A 15,488-nucleotide genomic window follows, 5' to 3' on the forward strand; every position below is an offset into this window, starting at 1 on the left:
GATTTTCCCTACTTTTATTAGTGGTTATATTATTAATGATTACCTCCTGAGGAGTGAAAAATGCCCATGATGTTGATGAGTTTTTCCTTTTTTGTCAACTAGTTCAGTTTTAAACCAGTAATCGTTTGAAGGAAGTGTTTTTCCTTTATAAGTTCCATCCCATCCTAGATTATCTATAGGTACGATGGCCACAGTTTTTCCATATCTATTAACAATCGTAATGTTACTTGACGGATAAAAACTAGAATTGGCTCCTCTAATTCTCCAGGTGTCATTATTCCCATCCCCATTAGGTGTAAAGAATTTAGGGTATTGAATTACTGAAACTTCAATTTTAAAATTGGTTAAACAGCCATTCTTTCCATTAACCACAATAGTGTAAAAACCACCAGTAATATTTTCAAATAAAGGACTGTCTTGAAAATTAGTTTGAAAGTTATCTTCATTTATAAGAGCAAACTCATAATCATTGATAGTAATATTTTTGTTTCCCGAAGTTATTTTGATAGAATAAATATCTAGATCATTATTATTAGTGTCATCAACAATAATGATGTCATCATTATTGATCGTAGGGTTTATATTTAAACTAAAATTTTCTGTAATAAAACATTCTGTTAGTTTGTTAGTTAACCTTATAAAAATAGATTGGGGGTTGCTTATATTTTTATAAGCGTGAGGCGTTGTAATTGAATTTATTCCTAAAATAGCATCATTATTGGATAGGTGGTAGGTGAGACCTATATTTGTTTGAGTACCAATAATAACATCATTTTGAGTTAAATTAAAATCAGTAATATCATCATTAAGACCATCATTATCGCATTTATTTATATCTAATGTATTATAAGGTAAAATAGTCTTATCAATTATGGGTTGATCAAAAAAGGTAGCAGTTCCTGTCCATGTTAAATTAAAATTACTTTTCCCTACAGGCCTATCAACAACTAAAAAATACGATTCACCAGAATTAACATCTAACCATTTAACAAAACTATTACCAGAAGGTCCTGGTCCTTCAGAGGTGTCAATCTCTGTTTCATTCATGCCTGTTAAATTATTTATTTGGTCAGAAGCTTTAGGGTTTGTGGTAGAGCAACGGATAGCTGTACCTAGATTACTACATGTTGCTGTTGGGGGAAAAATAAAAAAATCAAAATCCTCGTTAATGTTATTATTTGTAGGAGTTAAAGTAAAACCGAGAGTTCCTGTTGTTTTTATATGAAGTTTAAACCAAATACTATTATTTTCCTTACTAGAACAAGTATTTGACCCAGATAGTTCTTGGGTACCAAAACCAGAAACAGTAAGGTCAGAATAACCACTGTTTCCACAAGCAGTAATTGCATTTTTACAGTCGTTTTGAGAAAGTAAAATCGTAGAGGATAATAAAAACAATAGAAAAATAGTTTTTTTCATCATAATATAAGTAAAATAAATTTAAAGTTTAGTTCTGCTATATTTTTTTGTTAAATAGTTTTTACCATTCTATTTATAAAATTTCGAATATAGTTTCTTTTGATTGTAATTCATTGATTCTATAATAGAAATTACTAAAATAGCTTCAAGTATTAAAATTACCTATCTTAGGTGAGTTTTAAATAGAAAAATAATGATTTTTTAATAGCTTTAAATAAACTGATCAAAAGCAAAATTATTAGTAAGTTATTTATGTTAAAATTTGATACTCTTATGTAAAATAATAACTCCTGTTTTTTGAGTTAGAAAAAGAGTAACATCTTTAATTAATTATTGTTTCAAAGAAAAAGAGTTTTATAATTGAAAAAAACTAAGTTATCAATTATATAATAACTTAGTTTTTTTAGACTTTTAAAATTGGTTTTAAGTTGTTGTTAGAATTTTTTTATAGATCTCGTTTTTTTAATAAAAAATATGATACGTATATAAAAATAGAAGTCCATATTAATACAATGAAAATATTAAGTAAGCTTACAGAATAATTTTTAGTAAAGTTTGTACCTATTTGGCTAGCTACAGATTTAACAGCTCCTAACCTTGAAAAGGGTTCTTTAATTAAATTAGCCATTGCTTCTAAAGGAAAGAATTGCATAATAGAGTTAACAGCTTCATCAGTACTCGTTTTTATATCTTTAAATGTCCAGTATAGGTAACCTTTAACAATACTTTCTATTATAAACCAAACAATCATTGCAGCTACAGCAAAAGCAGATCTTTTGATTAGTATTCCTAAAAATAAACCAAAAGAAAAGAAACCTAATAGTTTAACAAAAAAAGCAAAAAGATAACTTAAATCAGAAAAAATTATCGAGAGTTCGTTAAAATCAGAATAAATTGATCCTAATATTAATGAAATAAAAAACACGAAAATAGTTGATGTTAAGGCAAATACAACTACGGTATAAAATTTAGACAGCACAAATTCTTGCTTACTTAATCCGTCTATTAGATTTTGTTTTAGTGTTTTGTAGCTATATTCATTAGCCATCATAGATACTATTACAAGCAATAAAAAAAATTTAAAAATTGCAGCAATATATGTATTAAAGTGCCATATGTATGGAAAGTTAAAAATACCTTGGTCTGCTAAATGAAATTTAATAGGACCAATATCAAACTTAATAGCAGCAACTAAAGCTACAGAAGTTAGTAGTGCAAAGTATATGATAGAAAGAACTTTACTAGCTCTATTATGTTTTAATTTGTGAAATTCGATATATAAAAGACGTAGCATATTTTTATTAGTTGTTGTTTGTTAAATCTAAAAATTGTTGTTCTAAACTAAGTTTGCGTTTTACTAAATGAGATACAATTATTCCATTCTCGTATAAATGTTTATTTAGCTGTGATGCAGAAATTTCATTTTCTAAACGAGCAGTTACTAAATTTCCATCAACATTAACAGATGCTATTTCATAGTAATTTTTTAAAACATTTACTAATTTTTCAATGTCAGTATCTGTTTTAACTTCTATAACTCCATTAGAAGCAACCATGTTGTCAACGCTACCGCTGTATAATTTCACTCCATTTCTTATAATAAGAACATGTGTACAAACTTTCTCAACTTCATCAAGTAGGTGAGAGGCTAATAAAATTGTTGTTCCGTTTTTTGCTATGTCTTTAATTATTTGACGAATTTCATGAATCCCTTGTGGGTCTAATCCGTTCGTAGGTTCATCTAGTATTAGTATTTCAGGGTCGTTTAATAACGCAGAAGCAATTGCTAAACGTTGTTTCATCCCTAAAGAATAAGTTTTAAATTGGCTATTTCTCCTTTCGTAAAGGTTTACTACTTTTAATTTTTCTTCAATTTTATCAGAAGAAACACCTTTTATTTTGCATATCAATTGTAAATTTTGAATAGCTGTCATATAAGGGTAAAAATTAGGTCGCTCAATAATAGCACCTACTTTTTTTAAAGCTTGATGTGTAGATAGTTTTCCGTCAAACCAACTAAATTTACCAGATGTTTCATTAACTACATTTAAAATAATACCTAAAGTAGTTGATTTTCCACTTCCGTTTGGTCCAAGAATACCGTAAACATTACCTTTTTTTATATCAAAAGAAAGGTTGTTAACAGCGTGGACTTTACCGTATTTTTTATCGAGATTTTTTATTGATAAAATTGTTTCCAAGTTTTTCGATTTTGTTGATTATAAGTATTTGACGACCTAATAGAATTATTGTTACAATTTATAAAAAAAGAAAAGACTTCCTTTAAAAGGAAGTCTTTAATAAAAAAAAGAATTTATATTTTTTCTAAAAGTCTAAACCCTTCACCATGAATATTAAGGATTTCTACATTCTCATCAGTTTTTAAATACTTTCTAAGTTTTGCAATATAAACATCCATACTACGAGAAGTGAAATAATTATCATCTCTCCATATTTTTGTTAAAGCTAATTCACGTGGCATTAAGTCATTTTTATGAATAGCTAACATTCTTAATAGTTTGTTTTCTTTTGGAGAAAGTTTTTGAGCTTCAGCTCCATTATAAGAAAGATGACGTAGTTTTGAGTTAAAGTCGAAACCTCCAATCTTGAATTCAAATTGATCTGTTTCACTAGATTTTTCATTTTCTTTACGTTGTAAGATCGCTTTTATTTTATGTAATAAAACTTCTGAGTCAAAAGGTTTATTTAAATAATCGTCACCACCAACTTGATATCCTTTTAAAACATCTTCTTTTAATGTTTTTGCTGTTAAGAAAATAATAGGAATTTCTTTATTCGTAACACGAATATCTTTTGCTAAAGAAAAACCATCTTTACGTGGCATCATAACATCTAAAATACATAAATCATAATCACCATTTTTAAACATGATTAATCCATCTATCCCATCTTTAGCATGTGTAACATTATAATCGTTTAATGCTAAATAATCTTTAAGAACTGTTCCAAAGTTTGGATCATCTTCTACTAATAGTATTTTTTTACTTCCCATCTTCCTTATTTTATATTAATGGTAATTTTACTGTAAATAAGCTTCCTTTGCCTTTTTCGCTTTCAACATAAACGGTTCCTTGGTGACTTTCTATGATTTCTTTTACATAGGCTAAACCTAAACCATGACCTTTTACATTGTGTATATTTCCTTTATGTTCTCTATAAAATTTATCGAAAACATATTTCTGAGCATTTCTACCCATTCCTATTCCTTCATCTTTTACTTTAAAGATAAAGTATTTATTTGTACTTTCTGTGTATACATCTATTTTTGGACTACCTTCTGAGTATTTTATAGCATTTTCTAACATGTTTACAATTATGTTAGTTAAGTGGAATTGATTACCAAGTACTTCTGTTGATATTGCTTTAAAATGAGAGGTTACTTTTCCTTTTTTATCATCTACTAATAATTGAATATGCTCAATAGCTTCTTCTATTGTGTCGTGCATGTCAGTAGCATCCTTACTAATCTCAATTTGATTTTTTTCTAATCTAGAAATACGTAATACATTTTCAACTTGTCCGTGCATACGTTTATTTTCGTCACGTATCATTTTAACATAACGCTTTACTTTTTCTTCATCAGATATTATCTTAGGGTTTTTAATAGCATCTAACGCTAAATTTATTGTAGCAATAGGTGTTTTAAATTCATGCGTCATGTTATTAATGAAATCTGTTTTAATTTCAGAAATTTTCTTTTGTCGAACTAATTGATATAGAGATGCTGAAAAAGCAGCAATAATTATTCCAATAAATAATAAAGACAAACCTAAAATTTTAACCATACCTGAAAGTAAGTTTTTGTGCTCGTCAGGAAACTTTATATAAAGTTTGTATTTACTATTACCATTGTCATCAGCTAAAAGAGGATAGTTAACATCGTTTGGGTGTATGTTAAAATAACCAGATTTTAATTGCGTAGCTAATCCATCTTCATAAACTCCATATTTAAAGCCCTGAATTATATTCATTTTAGCTAACTCTTCTCTTATTGTGAAATTTAATTCGTTGTTGCTTATACGTTGGTTTATAGGAAATATTCTTTTGCTTTGACGAAACATGTGTTCTAGTTGCTGCTTATTCCAATCAGAGTAAAGTTTAAAAGTAGAAAGATGGTTCTCGTCTATGTATGATTTAAAATCACTGTTTTTAGATTTTATTACTTGAGAAAAATAAATGTCTTCTTTTCCTGTATATCTTTTTATAATTATCGAATCATTATTAACGAAATCTCCAGGTATCTTAAAGTTTTCTGCAAGTATAGTTCCTCCAAATGAAAATTTCTTCTTATTTGTTGTGTCTATTTGTTGAAATAAATAAGTGTTTATTTCTGCATCTGTTCTGTATTTATTGTTTTCAAAGAATTCTTGAGTGTTTTGAATAAATTCAGTGTACTCTCTATCCTTAATCTTTTCAGATGTACGTGCTAATGCAATTTTAACATTATTGTCAAACTGCTGTTGCTTATTCTTTATGGCATCTTTAATCCAATATATTTGAATAGAAATAATCCCAACTAAAGAAATGCTCATTAAACCAACAATAAGGATGAAGATTTTCTTGTTCATTATTCAAAAATAAATCAATAAAGTGAAGGGAGGTATGCTTTTAACTTAGATTAACAAAGTTGCTGCAAAATTAAGATAATTTTAAGATGTATCGTTGGTTAAATGTAAATTATTTAATATTTTTTGTTAAAATATTATGAATTCTTAATATTTCCTTCTTAGTGTTTGTAAGTGTAAGGTTATCAATCTTATAGTTAGATTGTAATGTCTTTTTTGTTTCGCTCCATTGGTTTTTAATCCTGTTTCTAACTGTATTTTCAGTCGTCTTATCTCTTTCTAAAACTCGTTTAATCCTTATGTTTTCAGGAGCTGTTACTGTAATTATTTTATCACAAAAAATATTACTTCCATTTTCAAATAAAATAGCATTTTCGTATATAATATATTGTTTATTTACGTTTTTAAGAATAAATTCTTGAAAATGATCGTTAACTATAGGGTGAACTATCGCATTTAAGATATTAAGTTTTATTTTGTTTTTAAAAACAATATTAGCTAAAAAGGGTCTGTTCAACTGATCTTTAATGTATACTTCTTTGCCGAATTCTGAAATTAATTTATGTTTAATATCAGGTGAAGAATGCATTAGTTTTTTTGCTTCATTATCAGCAATATAAATAGCAGTATCTTTAAATTCTGAAAATATTTTTACAACTGTAGATTTTCCGCTACCAATACCACCTGTTACGCCTATTACCATTATTTATGAATTAAGAAGTCTATTTTTTCTGGGACTATCCTTATAAGTGTAATTATATCAGGTGATTTTTTAAACTTAGGGATTAAGTACGAAACTTCACCGTTTTTCTCTTGATTATAATCACATTCTATTTTAAATGAGTTTTCATTTATTTTGTTGAAGTTTTTTAACCCTATTTTATAAATTATTTTCACTTTTTTTGGGTAAATATTTAGTCCTTTAGGTGCATTTTTTACTAAAACAGGAACTTCAATTTCACCTTCTGTAAATTTATCAACACTTATATTAACTTCAGCTGAAGTAATATTTGTTTTTATATCCTTTGGTTTAAGGATGTTTGTATTGATTTTAGAACTTTCAGATATGTTTTTTAAGTTAATCTTATCTAATCTTAAAAAAGTTATATTTTTTAATAGAGATTCTTCACCAGAAATTAAAACACTATCTGGTTTTACAATTGTTGGCTTGGAAAAATCGTGTCCAAGTTGAAAAGTAATATTTAAATCAGTTTTTAAAGGGACTTTTTTTGAGTTTAAAGTTCCAATTTTTAAAGGAATTGTATCTGTTTGAATCTCTGTTAATTTAATTCCTGATTTTAATTGTTCTTGTACTTCTGAATGTAATTTTTTTGTTAAAAAATAATATTTAATTCCCCTTTTTTTATTGGTTTTTTCTAAGTCTAATTCTATATGATTATTTGATATACTAGTAGAGATTAAATTAAAACCACTCCCTTTTACTAGTAGTGGGATTTGTTTTATAGGGGTTTCTATAATTGTTTTTTTTATAGGTAGATTCGTGTATACCAAGTCAAAATTTATTTGAGTAGTATATTCCTTTGATAGATTTATTAACAACCAAAAAAGAATAGAAGCTGTTAGGAAGCCAAAAAAAGTCTTAGGTATGTTAAAAGTGTTTTTCAAATTTATAAATATTATGCAATCTACATAAAAAAGAAAAAGGTGAGCTTATAAGCCCACCTTTTTTTTATACTAAAAAAAATATTATTTAGTATCTGTATTATATTTTTTACTCAATTCCATTGAAATAGCAGAGCGTTCAAATTTAATTTTTCCAGCACCAGTTTCAACAGTAATGGTATTGTCATTGTCGTTAATTTCAACAATTTTACCATGAATACCACTAGTTGTAACGATCTTAATTCCTTTTTGAACAGTAGTTTGGAATTTTTTTTCGTTTTTTTGACGTTTCATTTGTGGTCGGATAATTAGAAAATAAAAAACTCCAATCATTGCCACAAAAGGAAGCATATTCATAATGCTTTCCTGTGTACTTGCTTGTAAAAAAATAGTTGTAAACATTATTATACAGTTTTCTTTTTAGGAGTTACCATTCCTGAAATCTTAATAACCTCTCTACCTTTCTCTGTATTAGTTGATAATGTTATAGATTTTGACTGTTTGTTAGGTTTTCCGTTTGTATTAAAGCTTACTTGAATTTCTCCAGTTTTTCCAGGAGCAATAGCTTCTTTAGGCCAAACAGGAACTGTACACCCACAACTAGCTTGTGCGTTTGTAATTACTAAATCTCCTTTACCAGTATTTGTTACAATAAAAGTAGTTTTAACAACATCACCTTCATTAACGATTCCAAAATCGTATTCTTCCTTATCAAAAGAAATAGATGCAGCACCGGCGCTAATAGAAACATCTCTTTTCTCAGCTTTTTGTACATTCTCTTTTTTTACTTTTGATGCTGCATTTCCCTGCCCACAAGAAACTAACATTCCTGTTGAAAGAATAAATGCGATTGCTATGGCTATTTTCTTCATTTTAAAATATTTTAATTTAATTATTCGTAAAAATAATAATTTTTTATAATAATCCTCTACCAATTTTAACCATCTTATCTGAAGCTAGATAATCTTTTGCTAATTTATCTAAAACTCCATTGATAAAGTATCCACTTTTGTTTGTAGAATAATCTTTTGCTAATTCAATATATTCATTAATAGTTACTCTACTAGGGATAGATGGGAAATGTAAAAATTCTGTGATTGCCATTTTAATAATTATCATATCAATATCTGCAATTCTATCAGCTTCCCAATTTGGAGTTTTTTCTATAATATCATCTTGATATTTATGTTGGTGTAATACAGTTTTTGTAAATAAGCTTGATACAAATTGCTTGTCTTCACTATCTTTATATAAACTACCAAGTATAAAAGGATTCTGAGGTTTTTGTTTGTTTAAAGATTTAATAATCCAAGTGTTTACAAAAGGAATATCATCTACCCAAGAAATCATTTTATCTTCAAAATAATCTGCTAATTTTTCGTTAGGAGCAATAATTTCTCTGAAAAATTCTATTACAAATGCCTTGTCTATATGATAAGAATCCTCAACAGTGCTCATGTAATTTTTATACAAGTCACTTTTTTGTAATTCGTCTAAAATAATATTGACATATTCATTGTCAAGTTCCCAAAAATTAAGCTGGTTAAGTTCAGTATACCCTTCTAAACTAACACTCTCATTAAGTAAGTTAATAAGTTTGTTGTCGATGAATTTGGTGTTTGGGTTTAATTCTTCTTTAGTAGCAAGCATTTTCTTCTTAGAAAGTGCAATTTTTTTATTTGCTAACTTTTGAACTTCAACCATTAATTGAAGGTTGAGAACATATAAATCAAACATTTTTTGAATACTGTTTTTTAAGAATTTCTCCTCTTTTACAATATTATCACTTTGCGATTGCTGCATTGCATAAACCGACTGCATTACTTTAACTCGAATATGTCTCCTGTTAATCATTTTAAAGAACTTTAAAAAAAAGAGCGATAGAAACTATTTCTAACGCTCTGCAAAAGTAAAACTTTTTTGTTTTTTATCTAGCTATTTTGCTCTTTTTTACGAGCATCAATTCTTGATTGTGCAATATTAAAAGCAGCTTGATGTGTTGTGATGTTTTCTTTCTCAGCTAAATTAAAAATATCTAATGTTGTATTGTAAATATTTTCAGTTCTTTTTATGCTTTCAGCCTTGTCATAACCAGCAATTTCAGCATATACATTTATAATTCCACCAGCGTTAATTAAGAAATCAGGAGCATAAGCGATTCCTTTTTCTCTTAATAATTTACCATGTTTTAATTCGTCTGCTAATTGGTTATTTGCAGCTCCTGCAATAACTTTCGCTTTTAATTGAGAAATACTTTCGTCGTTTACAGTTGCACCTAATGCACAAGGAGCGTATATATCTACATCTAAACCATAAATATCATTCCCTAACACTACGTTAGCACCGTACTTTTTACTTAATTCTTCTAAACGAGCTTCGTTAATATCATTTAAAATAACTTTAGCTCCTTCATCAGTAATATGTTTTACTAAAGTTTCACCAACATGGCCAACACCTTGTACTAGAATTTTTTTACCATCTAAGTTATCTGTACCAAAACGATATTTAGTAGCAGCTTTCATACCCATGTAAACACCATAAGCTGTTACGGGAGACGGGTTTCCAGAACCTCCAATAGCTTCAGAAACACCAGTTACATGAGGTGTTACTTCTCTAATAACATCCATGTCACGAGTTTCCATTCCAATATCTTCAGCTGTAATGTATCTTCCACTTAAAGAATTCACATATTCACCGAATTTACGCATTAAAGCGTCATTTTTTTGAGTTTTTGCATCACCAATAATTACAGCTTTACCTCCTCCAAGATTTAATCCTGTAATTGCTGATTTATATGTCATACCACGAGATAAACGTAATACGTCATTAAGAGCATCCCATTCACTTTTATATTGCCACATTCTAGTACCTCCTAAAGCAGGTCCTAAAGTTGTATTATGAATACCAATTATTGCTTTTAAACCTGTATCTTCGTCATTACAAAAAACGATTTGTTCGTGATTGTCGAAAGATAATTGACCAAATACAGGGTCATTCTTAAGGTCTTTAGTATCAATGATTTCTGATGTCATTTGTTTTGTTTTTTTATTTAAGGTTTTTTTTGAAACCTTAAAAATTCGAATGCAAAAATAAGAAATCGTTAAAACATAAGCAAAAAAAGAGCCTTAAATTATGTTATCTTTAATGAGGAAGTCTTGTTAATTTGATTTTTATAACTTTAAACTATTTTTATATTGAAAGCATTACAATACCTTAATAAATATTTTGCAAAGTATAAATGGAGGTTATTATTAGGGGTTTTAATTACAGTTTTATCAAAAGTTTTGATACTTAAAATTCCTAATTTTGTTGGAGAATCATTAAATATTGTTGAAGATTATCAGTTGAATAAAATGAATGATTTAGCAGAAGTGAAAACTGTTTTATTTCATAATATTTTATTAATTGTAGGGGTTACTTTAGTTGGTGGTTTTTTTACTTTTTTAATGAGGCAAACAATTATTGTAATGTCTCGAATGGTAGAATTTGATTTAAAGAATGAGATTTATCAACAATACCAGAGGCTATCAATTAATTTTTATAAAAAAAATAGGACAGGCGATTTAATGAATCGAATAAGTGAAGATGTATCTAAGGTGCGCATGTATTTTGGCCCTGTAATTATGTACTCTTTAAATATGATAATTTCTTTTATCATTGGTTTTAGTCAAATGTATGCTATATCACCTAGGCTTACATTATATACTATGATACCATTTCCTATTTTGTCTATATCAATTTTTCTATTGAGTAAACAAATTAATAAGCGAAGTACAATTGTTCAGCAATACTTATCAAAATTAACAACATTTAATCAAGAGTTTTTCTCAGGAATTAGGGAAGTTAAATCTTATGCTATTGAAACCGAAGTGATTTCGTCGTTTGATGAAATAGCAAATAGTAGCAAGGATAAAAATATTGATTTATATAAGGTTCAGGCGTTGTTTTTTCCGTTAATGATATTATTAATTGGTATTAGCAATATTATAGTATTGTATATAGGTGGTAAACAATATATTGCTGGAGAAATTCAATTAGGAGCAATCGGAGCTTTTGTAATGTATGTAAATATTCTTACTTGGCCAGTGGCGGTAGTTGGTTGGGTAACCTCTATGGTGCAGCAAGCTGAAGCTTCACAGCAAAGAATTAATGAATTTTTAGAGCAAGTACCAGAAATTATAAACAATAGTGATATAGCGACAGTAATTGATGGAACAATTGAGTTTAAAGCTGTTTCATTGACTTATGATGATACTAATATAACAGCTTTAGATAAAATTAACTTAACGATTAAGAAAGGAGAAACTTTAGCTATTTTAGGAAAAACAGGAAGTGGGAAATCGACAATTATAAATTTAATTTCTCGTTTGTATGATGCTAGTGAGGGAGAGGTTTTAATAGATAGGAAAAATATTAAAGATTGTAATTTATATGATGTTAGAAGTCAAATAGGCTTTGTACCGCAAGATCCTTTCTTATTTTCTGACACGATACAAAACAATATAAAATTTGGTAAAGAAAATGCAAGTGAAGAGGAAATTATTGAAGCTGCAAAAAAAGCAGTAATCCATGATAATATTGTAAGTTTTAAACAAGGCTATAAAACTATTTTAGGGGAAAGAGGAGTTACTTTATCAGGAGGACAAAAACAAAGAACTTCTATTGCAAGGGCTATTATTAAAAATCCTAAAATTTTAATTTTTGATGATTGTTTGTCTGCTGTTGATACTGAAACAGAAGAGCAAATTTTGTTAAATTTAGAACAAGTGTCAAGTGATAAAACAACTGTAATAATTAGTCATAGAGTTTCGTCTGTTAAAAAAGCCGATAAAATTATTATTTTAGAAGAAGGAAAGATCATTCAGCAAGGTGTTCATAATCAGTTAATAAATGAAGAAGGATATTATAAAGAATTATATAAACAACAGCTTTTAGAAAAAGAAATGTAATGTTTCGTTCTTCTAAGTCAATTATTTTGTTAGATTTGTTGAGTACAATTTTAAGTAAACAACTATTATTTAAGAAATGAATTATGAGTGAGAGAGAGAGAGTAGAACAAGAAGAAATTTTTTCACAAGTTTTAAGAGCAGGAAGAAGAACGTATTTTTTTGACGTTAGATCTACGAAAGCAGATGATTACTATTTAACGGTAACTGAAAGTAAAAAATTCACACATGACGATGGATCTTTCCATTATCAAAAACATAAAATTTATTTATATAAAGAAGATTTTTCAGACTTTAAAGAGATGTTAAATAAAGCAACCGATTTTATTGTAAATGAAAAAGGTTCTGAAGTAATTAGTGAGCGTCACCAAAAAGATTATAAAAAAGAGGAGGAGAATGAAGGTGAAACAACAGCGTCAGCTGAAAGTTTTACTGATGTTTCTTTCGATGATATATAGACAAAATTATTGTATAAATTTATACTTTAAAAGAGAATCAATTCAAATTCAATTTACACATAAAAGCATTAACTGTTAAAAGTTAATGCTTTTTATTTTATCTAATAGTAGTTGTAGCTCCTTACCGTTGTTTTATAAAACTTTTTTCATTGTTTTGGTTTTAGCAACAGTCTCTTTCCATTCACTTATAGGATTGCTACTTTTAGTTATTCCGCCACCAACAAAAATAAAAGCAGTATTATCTTTAATTTCCATACACCTTAAATTTACGAAAAGTTCGGAAGTGTTTTTGTTATCTTCTTTTAAGTTTAGTTCACCTAAAAAACCAGTATAGTAGCTTCTTTTGTAATTTTCATTTTTTAAAATAAATTCTTTAGAAGCTTCTAAAGGTAGTCCACAAACAGCAGGAGTAGGATGTAATTTTTTTATTAGAGTAGAAGTTTCTGTAGATATCTCACCAGAAATTAATGTTCTTAAATGAAGTAAATTCCCCGCTTTTATAGTTTCAACTTTACTAGTTTCTAGTTTTTTGCAAACATTAGAGAGTTTGTCAGTTATGTAATTGGTAACAAATTCTTGTTCTTCAATTTCTTTTGGTTGCCAAGAAACATCATTAGTGTCCTTATAAACCTGTGTTCCTGCTAAAGACATTGTTTTAAAATTACTACCGTTAATTTTCACTAAAGTTTCTGGTGTTGCACCTAGCCACATTCCAATTTTGGGGTGAAACCATATATAAGTAAAAGCATTTGGGTAATTTATAAGTAATCTTTTAAAGGCTTCAATAGAATTAAACTCAGTGAGATTTACTTCTTCTTTTCTAGATAAAACAACTTTTTTAAATAAGCCATTCTCAATTGCTTTAACACCTTTTTTAACAATGCTAATATGTGTTTCTTCTGTAGTAGCATTAAGAAGAGAGATATTGTTCTTGTGAATTAAATTAGGGGGAAGTTTAATTTCTTCTTGTTTAAAAATAGATTGGTCAAGAGGAAGTAAGATAGCAATATTTTTATCATCGAAAGGAGCAAAAATAAAGCCACTTTTTGTATGTTTTTTAGAGGTGTATAGTACATTATTCTTTTGAAACCAACCTTTTAGTACGGTTGTATTTGGTTTTCGATAAACCACAAACGGAAGCTTTTTTTTGTAAGCGTTTTCTATTTCTGAAAATATATTCAATCTAATTGATTTAATAATTGTTGTTTAATTTCTTTAAAGTTACTCCAAACCAAACTATGTCCTGCATTTTTAATTGTAACTAATTTAAACTGTTCTTCAGGAAATTGGTTTAGCAAAAATATTGAATTTTTATAAGGAACAATCCAGTCATTGGTTCCGTGAATACTAATAATATTATTTGAAGAAGATTTCCAGTTGTTTTCGAAATTTTGCAAATCTTTTTTATGAGAAATTTTTTCTTTTGAAGCCTCTTTCCAAATTTTAGGAATTAACCACCTAGTTAATTTCGATTTGTATAAGTTAAGGGCCCATGGCATTGGTTCAACTTTACTATAAACAGCAGGAGCGATTAAAATAATTTTTTTTATTTTTTTCTGAAGAGCTAAAGCAATTGGTCCTCCATAAGAATAACCTACAAGAATAGTTTTTTTAGGATCTAGGTTGTTAATAACGTGATTTAACATGTCACGTTCAAAAGTAATACTTTCTTGTACCGAATTATTATCGTTGTAATTGTATCCAATTCTATCATAAGAAATCATATTAGCTTTAGTTAAAAGTAAGCTATCTTTCAGATATCTAATAAAATCGATAGAAGAACCAATAGTTCCGTGAACAAAAACTAATGTAGGTAAAGTAGTATCTCTTTTAATTGTAAGCTTCCTATATTTATAATGCTTAAAAACTTCTTCTGTTATTATAGGTTTATGAATACTTTCACTAAACTTTTTAATAACAGCTGCATCCGATTTTGGAGTTGTAAAAGTTGAAAAGAAATAATAAACAACGATAAGAATTACAAGAAAAAAGAACCCTGCTATTTTTAATAACTTCATTTATTTTTTATCTAATATAATGTTGGTTATTTTACATAAAGAAATTAAATTATCGTTTTCATCTGCAATTTTAACCTCCCATAAATGAGTAGTTCTTCCTTGGTGAATCGCTTTTGCAGTAGCAAATACGATTCCTTCTCTTTTACTTTTTAAGTGATTAATACTTAGTTCGATTCCCTTTATTATTTTACTAGTATCATTTAAAAAGAAAACCGAAGCACAGCTACCAACTGTTTCGGCTAATGCAGCTGTAGCTCCACCATGTAAAATACCATAAGGTTGATGTACTTTTGAAGTTACGGGCATTTTGGCTGTAATAAAATCATCCCCAATTTCAACGAACTCAATTTGAAGCGTTTCCATTAAAGTGTTTTTATTATAACTATTAAGTGTAGCTAAAGATTCTTGCTTATTCATTTTATTAAAAAATTATCATTC

16 protein-coding genes are annotated in these 15,488 nt (G+C 27.9%); 2 read left to right on the forward strand and 14 right to left on the reverse strand.

Annotation, left to right across the window (positions count from 1 at the left end; all coding sequences use genetic code 11):
* Positions 1-39: 39 nt before the first annotated feature.
* From H518_RS0104750 to H518_RS0104800, 11 genes are all read right to left on the reverse strand, one after another.
* Complete coding sequence (locus tag H518_RS0104750; protein WP_081411154.1) at positions 40-1,422, reverse strand: T9SS type B sorting domain-containing protein; 1,383 nt, start codon at positions 1,420-1,422, stop codon at positions 40-42.
* A gap of 442 nt (positions 1,423-1,864) precedes the next feature.
* Positions 1,865-2,713: an ABC transporter permease gene (locus H518_RS0104755; protein ID WP_028888006.1), complete on the reverse strand. Its 849-nt coding sequence runs from the start codon at positions 2,711-2,713 to the stop codon at positions 1,865-1,867.
* Positions 2,714-2,720: 7 nt separating this feature from the next.
* Positions 2,721-3,620 carry an ABC transporter ATP-binding protein gene (locus H518_RS0104760; protein WP_028888007.1) on the reverse strand — a complete coding sequence of 300 codons (900 nt, stop codon included), beginning with the start codon at positions 3,618-3,620 and terminating at the stop codon, positions 2,721-2,723.
* 113 nt (positions 3,621-3,733) lie between these two features.
* Positions 3,734-4,432: a response regulator transcription factor gene (locus H518_RS0104765; protein WP_028888008.1), complete on the reverse strand. Its 699-nt coding sequence runs from the start codon at positions 4,430-4,432 to the stop codon at positions 3,734-3,736.
* Between the two features lie 10 nt (positions 4,433-4,442).
* A complete protein-coding gene (locus H518_RS0104770; protein WP_028888009.1) occupies positions 4,443-6,008 on the reverse strand; it encodes a sensor histidine kinase in 1,566 nt (521 codons plus the stop codon).
* Between the two features lie 109 nt (positions 6,009-6,117).
* Positions 6,118-6,708 carry a dephospho-CoA kinase gene (coaE, locus tag H518_RS0104775; RefSeq protein WP_043706485.1) on the reverse strand — a complete coding sequence of 197 codons (591 nt, stop codon included), beginning with the start codon at positions 6,706-6,708 and terminating at the stop codon, positions 6,118-6,120.
* Positions 6,708-7,631: a CdaR family protein gene (locus tag H518_RS0104780; protein ID WP_043706486.1), complete on the reverse strand. Its 924-nt coding sequence runs from the start codon at positions 7,629-7,631 to the stop codon at positions 6,708-6,710. Before H518_RS0104780 ends, coaE begins: the two co-directional genes overlap by 1 nt.
* 81 nt (positions 7,632-7,712) lie before the next feature.
* Positions 7,713-8,030 (reverse strand): preprotein translocase subunit YajC, encoded by a 318-nt coding sequence (gene yajC / locus H518_RS0104785; protein WP_043706488.1) that lies wholly within the window; start codon positions 8,028-8,030, stop codon positions 7,713-7,715.
* Between the two features lie 2 nt (positions 8,031-8,032).
* The gene (locus H518_RS0104790; RefSeq protein WP_028888013.1) at positions 8,033-8,500 is read right to left on the reverse strand and encodes a DUF1573 domain-containing protein; all 468 of its coding nucleotides are present in this window, start codon (positions 8,498-8,500) and stop codon (positions 8,033-8,035) included.
* A 43-nt stretch (positions 8,501-8,543) separates the two neighbouring features.
* Positions 8,544-9,482, reverse strand: a complete 939-nt coding sequence (gene nusB / locus H518_RS0104795) for a transcription antitermination factor NusB (protein ID WP_028888014.1) — start codon at positions 9,480-9,482, stop codon at positions 8,544-8,546.
* Between the two features lie 77 nt (positions 9,483-9,559).
* Positions 9,560-10,660 carry a Glu/Leu/Phe/Val family dehydrogenase gene (locus tag H518_RS0104800; RefSeq protein WP_028888015.1) on the reverse strand — a complete coding sequence of 367 codons (1,101 nt, stop codon included), beginning with the start codon at positions 10,658-10,660 and terminating at the stop codon, positions 9,560-9,562.
* A 162-nt stretch (positions 10,661-10,822) separates the two neighbouring features.
* Between H518_RS0104800 and H518_RS0104805 the strand changes: the two genes are divergently transcribed.
* The gene (locus H518_RS0104805) at positions 10,823-12,577 is read left to right on the forward strand and encodes an ABC transporter ATP-binding protein (protein ID WP_028888016.1); all 1,755 of its coding nucleotides are present in this window, start codon (positions 10,823-10,825) and stop codon (positions 12,575-12,577) included.
* Positions 12,578-12,660: 83 nt separating this feature from the next.
* Entirely contained in the window at positions 12,661-13,032 is a 372-nt protein-coding gene (locus H518_RS0104810; protein WP_028888017.1) for a PUR family DNA/RNA-binding protein, read from the forward strand.
* Between the two features lie 132 nt (positions 13,033-13,164).
* Here the strand turns inward: H518_RS0104810 and H518_RS0104815 are convergent, their stop codons facing one another.
* The 3 genes from H518_RS0104815 to H518_RS0104825 are packed head-to-tail and all read right to left on the reverse strand — an operon-like array spanning position 13,165 to position 15,467.
* Positions 13,165-14,214, reverse strand: a complete 1,050-nt coding sequence (locus H518_RS0104815; RefSeq protein WP_028888018.1) for a chorismate-binding protein — start codon at positions 14,212-14,214, stop codon at positions 13,165-13,167.
* A complete protein-coding gene (locus H518_RS0104820) occupies positions 14,211-15,050 on the reverse strand; it encodes an alpha/beta fold hydrolase (protein WP_028888019.1) in 840 nt (279 codons plus the stop codon). The genes H518_RS0104815 and H518_RS0104820 overlap by 4 nt, the downstream gene beginning before the upstream one ends.
* The gene (locus H518_RS0104825) at positions 15,051-15,467 is read right to left on the reverse strand and encodes a PaaI family thioesterase (protein WP_028888020.1); all 417 of its coding nucleotides are present in this window, start codon (positions 15,465-15,467) and stop codon (positions 15,051-15,053) included.
* Positions 15,468-15,488: the final 21 nt, after the last annotated feature.

The sequence above is a fragment of the Tenacibaculum ovolyticum DSM 18103 genome (genome assembly GCF_000430545.1).
GTDB classification, from domain to species: Bacteria; Bacteroidota; Bacteroidia; order Flavobacteriales; family Flavobacteriaceae; genus Polaribacter; species Polaribacter ovolyticus.

Bases quoted from the DNA above. Each gene is read 5' to 3' on its own strand.
- H518_RS0104770 (WP_028888009.1), bottom strand. From the start codon at position 6,008: ATGAACAAGAAAATCTTCATCCTTATTGTTGGTTTAATGAGCATTTCT.
- H518_RS0104800 (WP_028888015.1), bottom strand. From the start codon at position 10,660: ATGACATCAGAAATCATTGATACTAAAGACCTTAAGAATGACCCTGTA.
- H518_RS0104810 (WP_028888017.1), top strand. From the start codon at position 12,661: ATGAGTGAGAGAGAGAGAGTAGAACAAGAAGAAATTTTTTCACAAGTT.
- H518_RS0104825 (WP_028888020.1), bottom strand. From the start codon at position 15,467: ATGAATAAGCAAGAATCTTTAGCTACACTTAATAGTTATAATAAAAAC.
- H518_RS0104750 (WP_081411154.1), bottom strand. From the start codon at position 1,422: ATGATGAAAAAAACTATTTTTCTATTGTTTTTATTATCCTCTACGATT.
- H518_RS0104790 (WP_028888013.1), bottom strand. From the start codon at position 8,500: ATGAAGAAAATAGCCATAGCAATCGCATTTATTCTTTCAACAGGAATG.
- H518_RS0104755 (WP_028888006.1), bottom strand. From the start codon at position 2,713: ATGCTACGTCTTTTATATATCGAATTTCACAAATTAAAACATAATAGA.
- H518_RS0104820 (WP_028888019.1), bottom strand. From the start codon at position 15,050: ATGAAGTTATTAAAAATAGCAGGGTTCTTTTTTCTTGTAATTCTTATC.
- H518_RS0104765 (WP_028888008.1), bottom strand. From the start codon at position 4,432: ATGGGAAGTAAAAAAATACTATTAGTAGAAGATGATCCAAACTTTGGA.
- nusB (WP_028888014.1), bottom strand. From the start codon at position 9,482: ATGATTAACAGGAGACATATTCGAGTTAAAGTAATGCAGTCGGTTTAT.
- yajC (WP_043706488.1), bottom strand. From the start codon at position 8,030: ATGTTTACAACTATTTTTTTACAAGCAAGTACACAGGAAAGCATTATG.
- coaE (WP_043706485.1), bottom strand. From the start codon at position 6,708: ATGGTAATAGGCGTAACAGGTGGTATTGGTAGCGGAAAATCTACAGTT.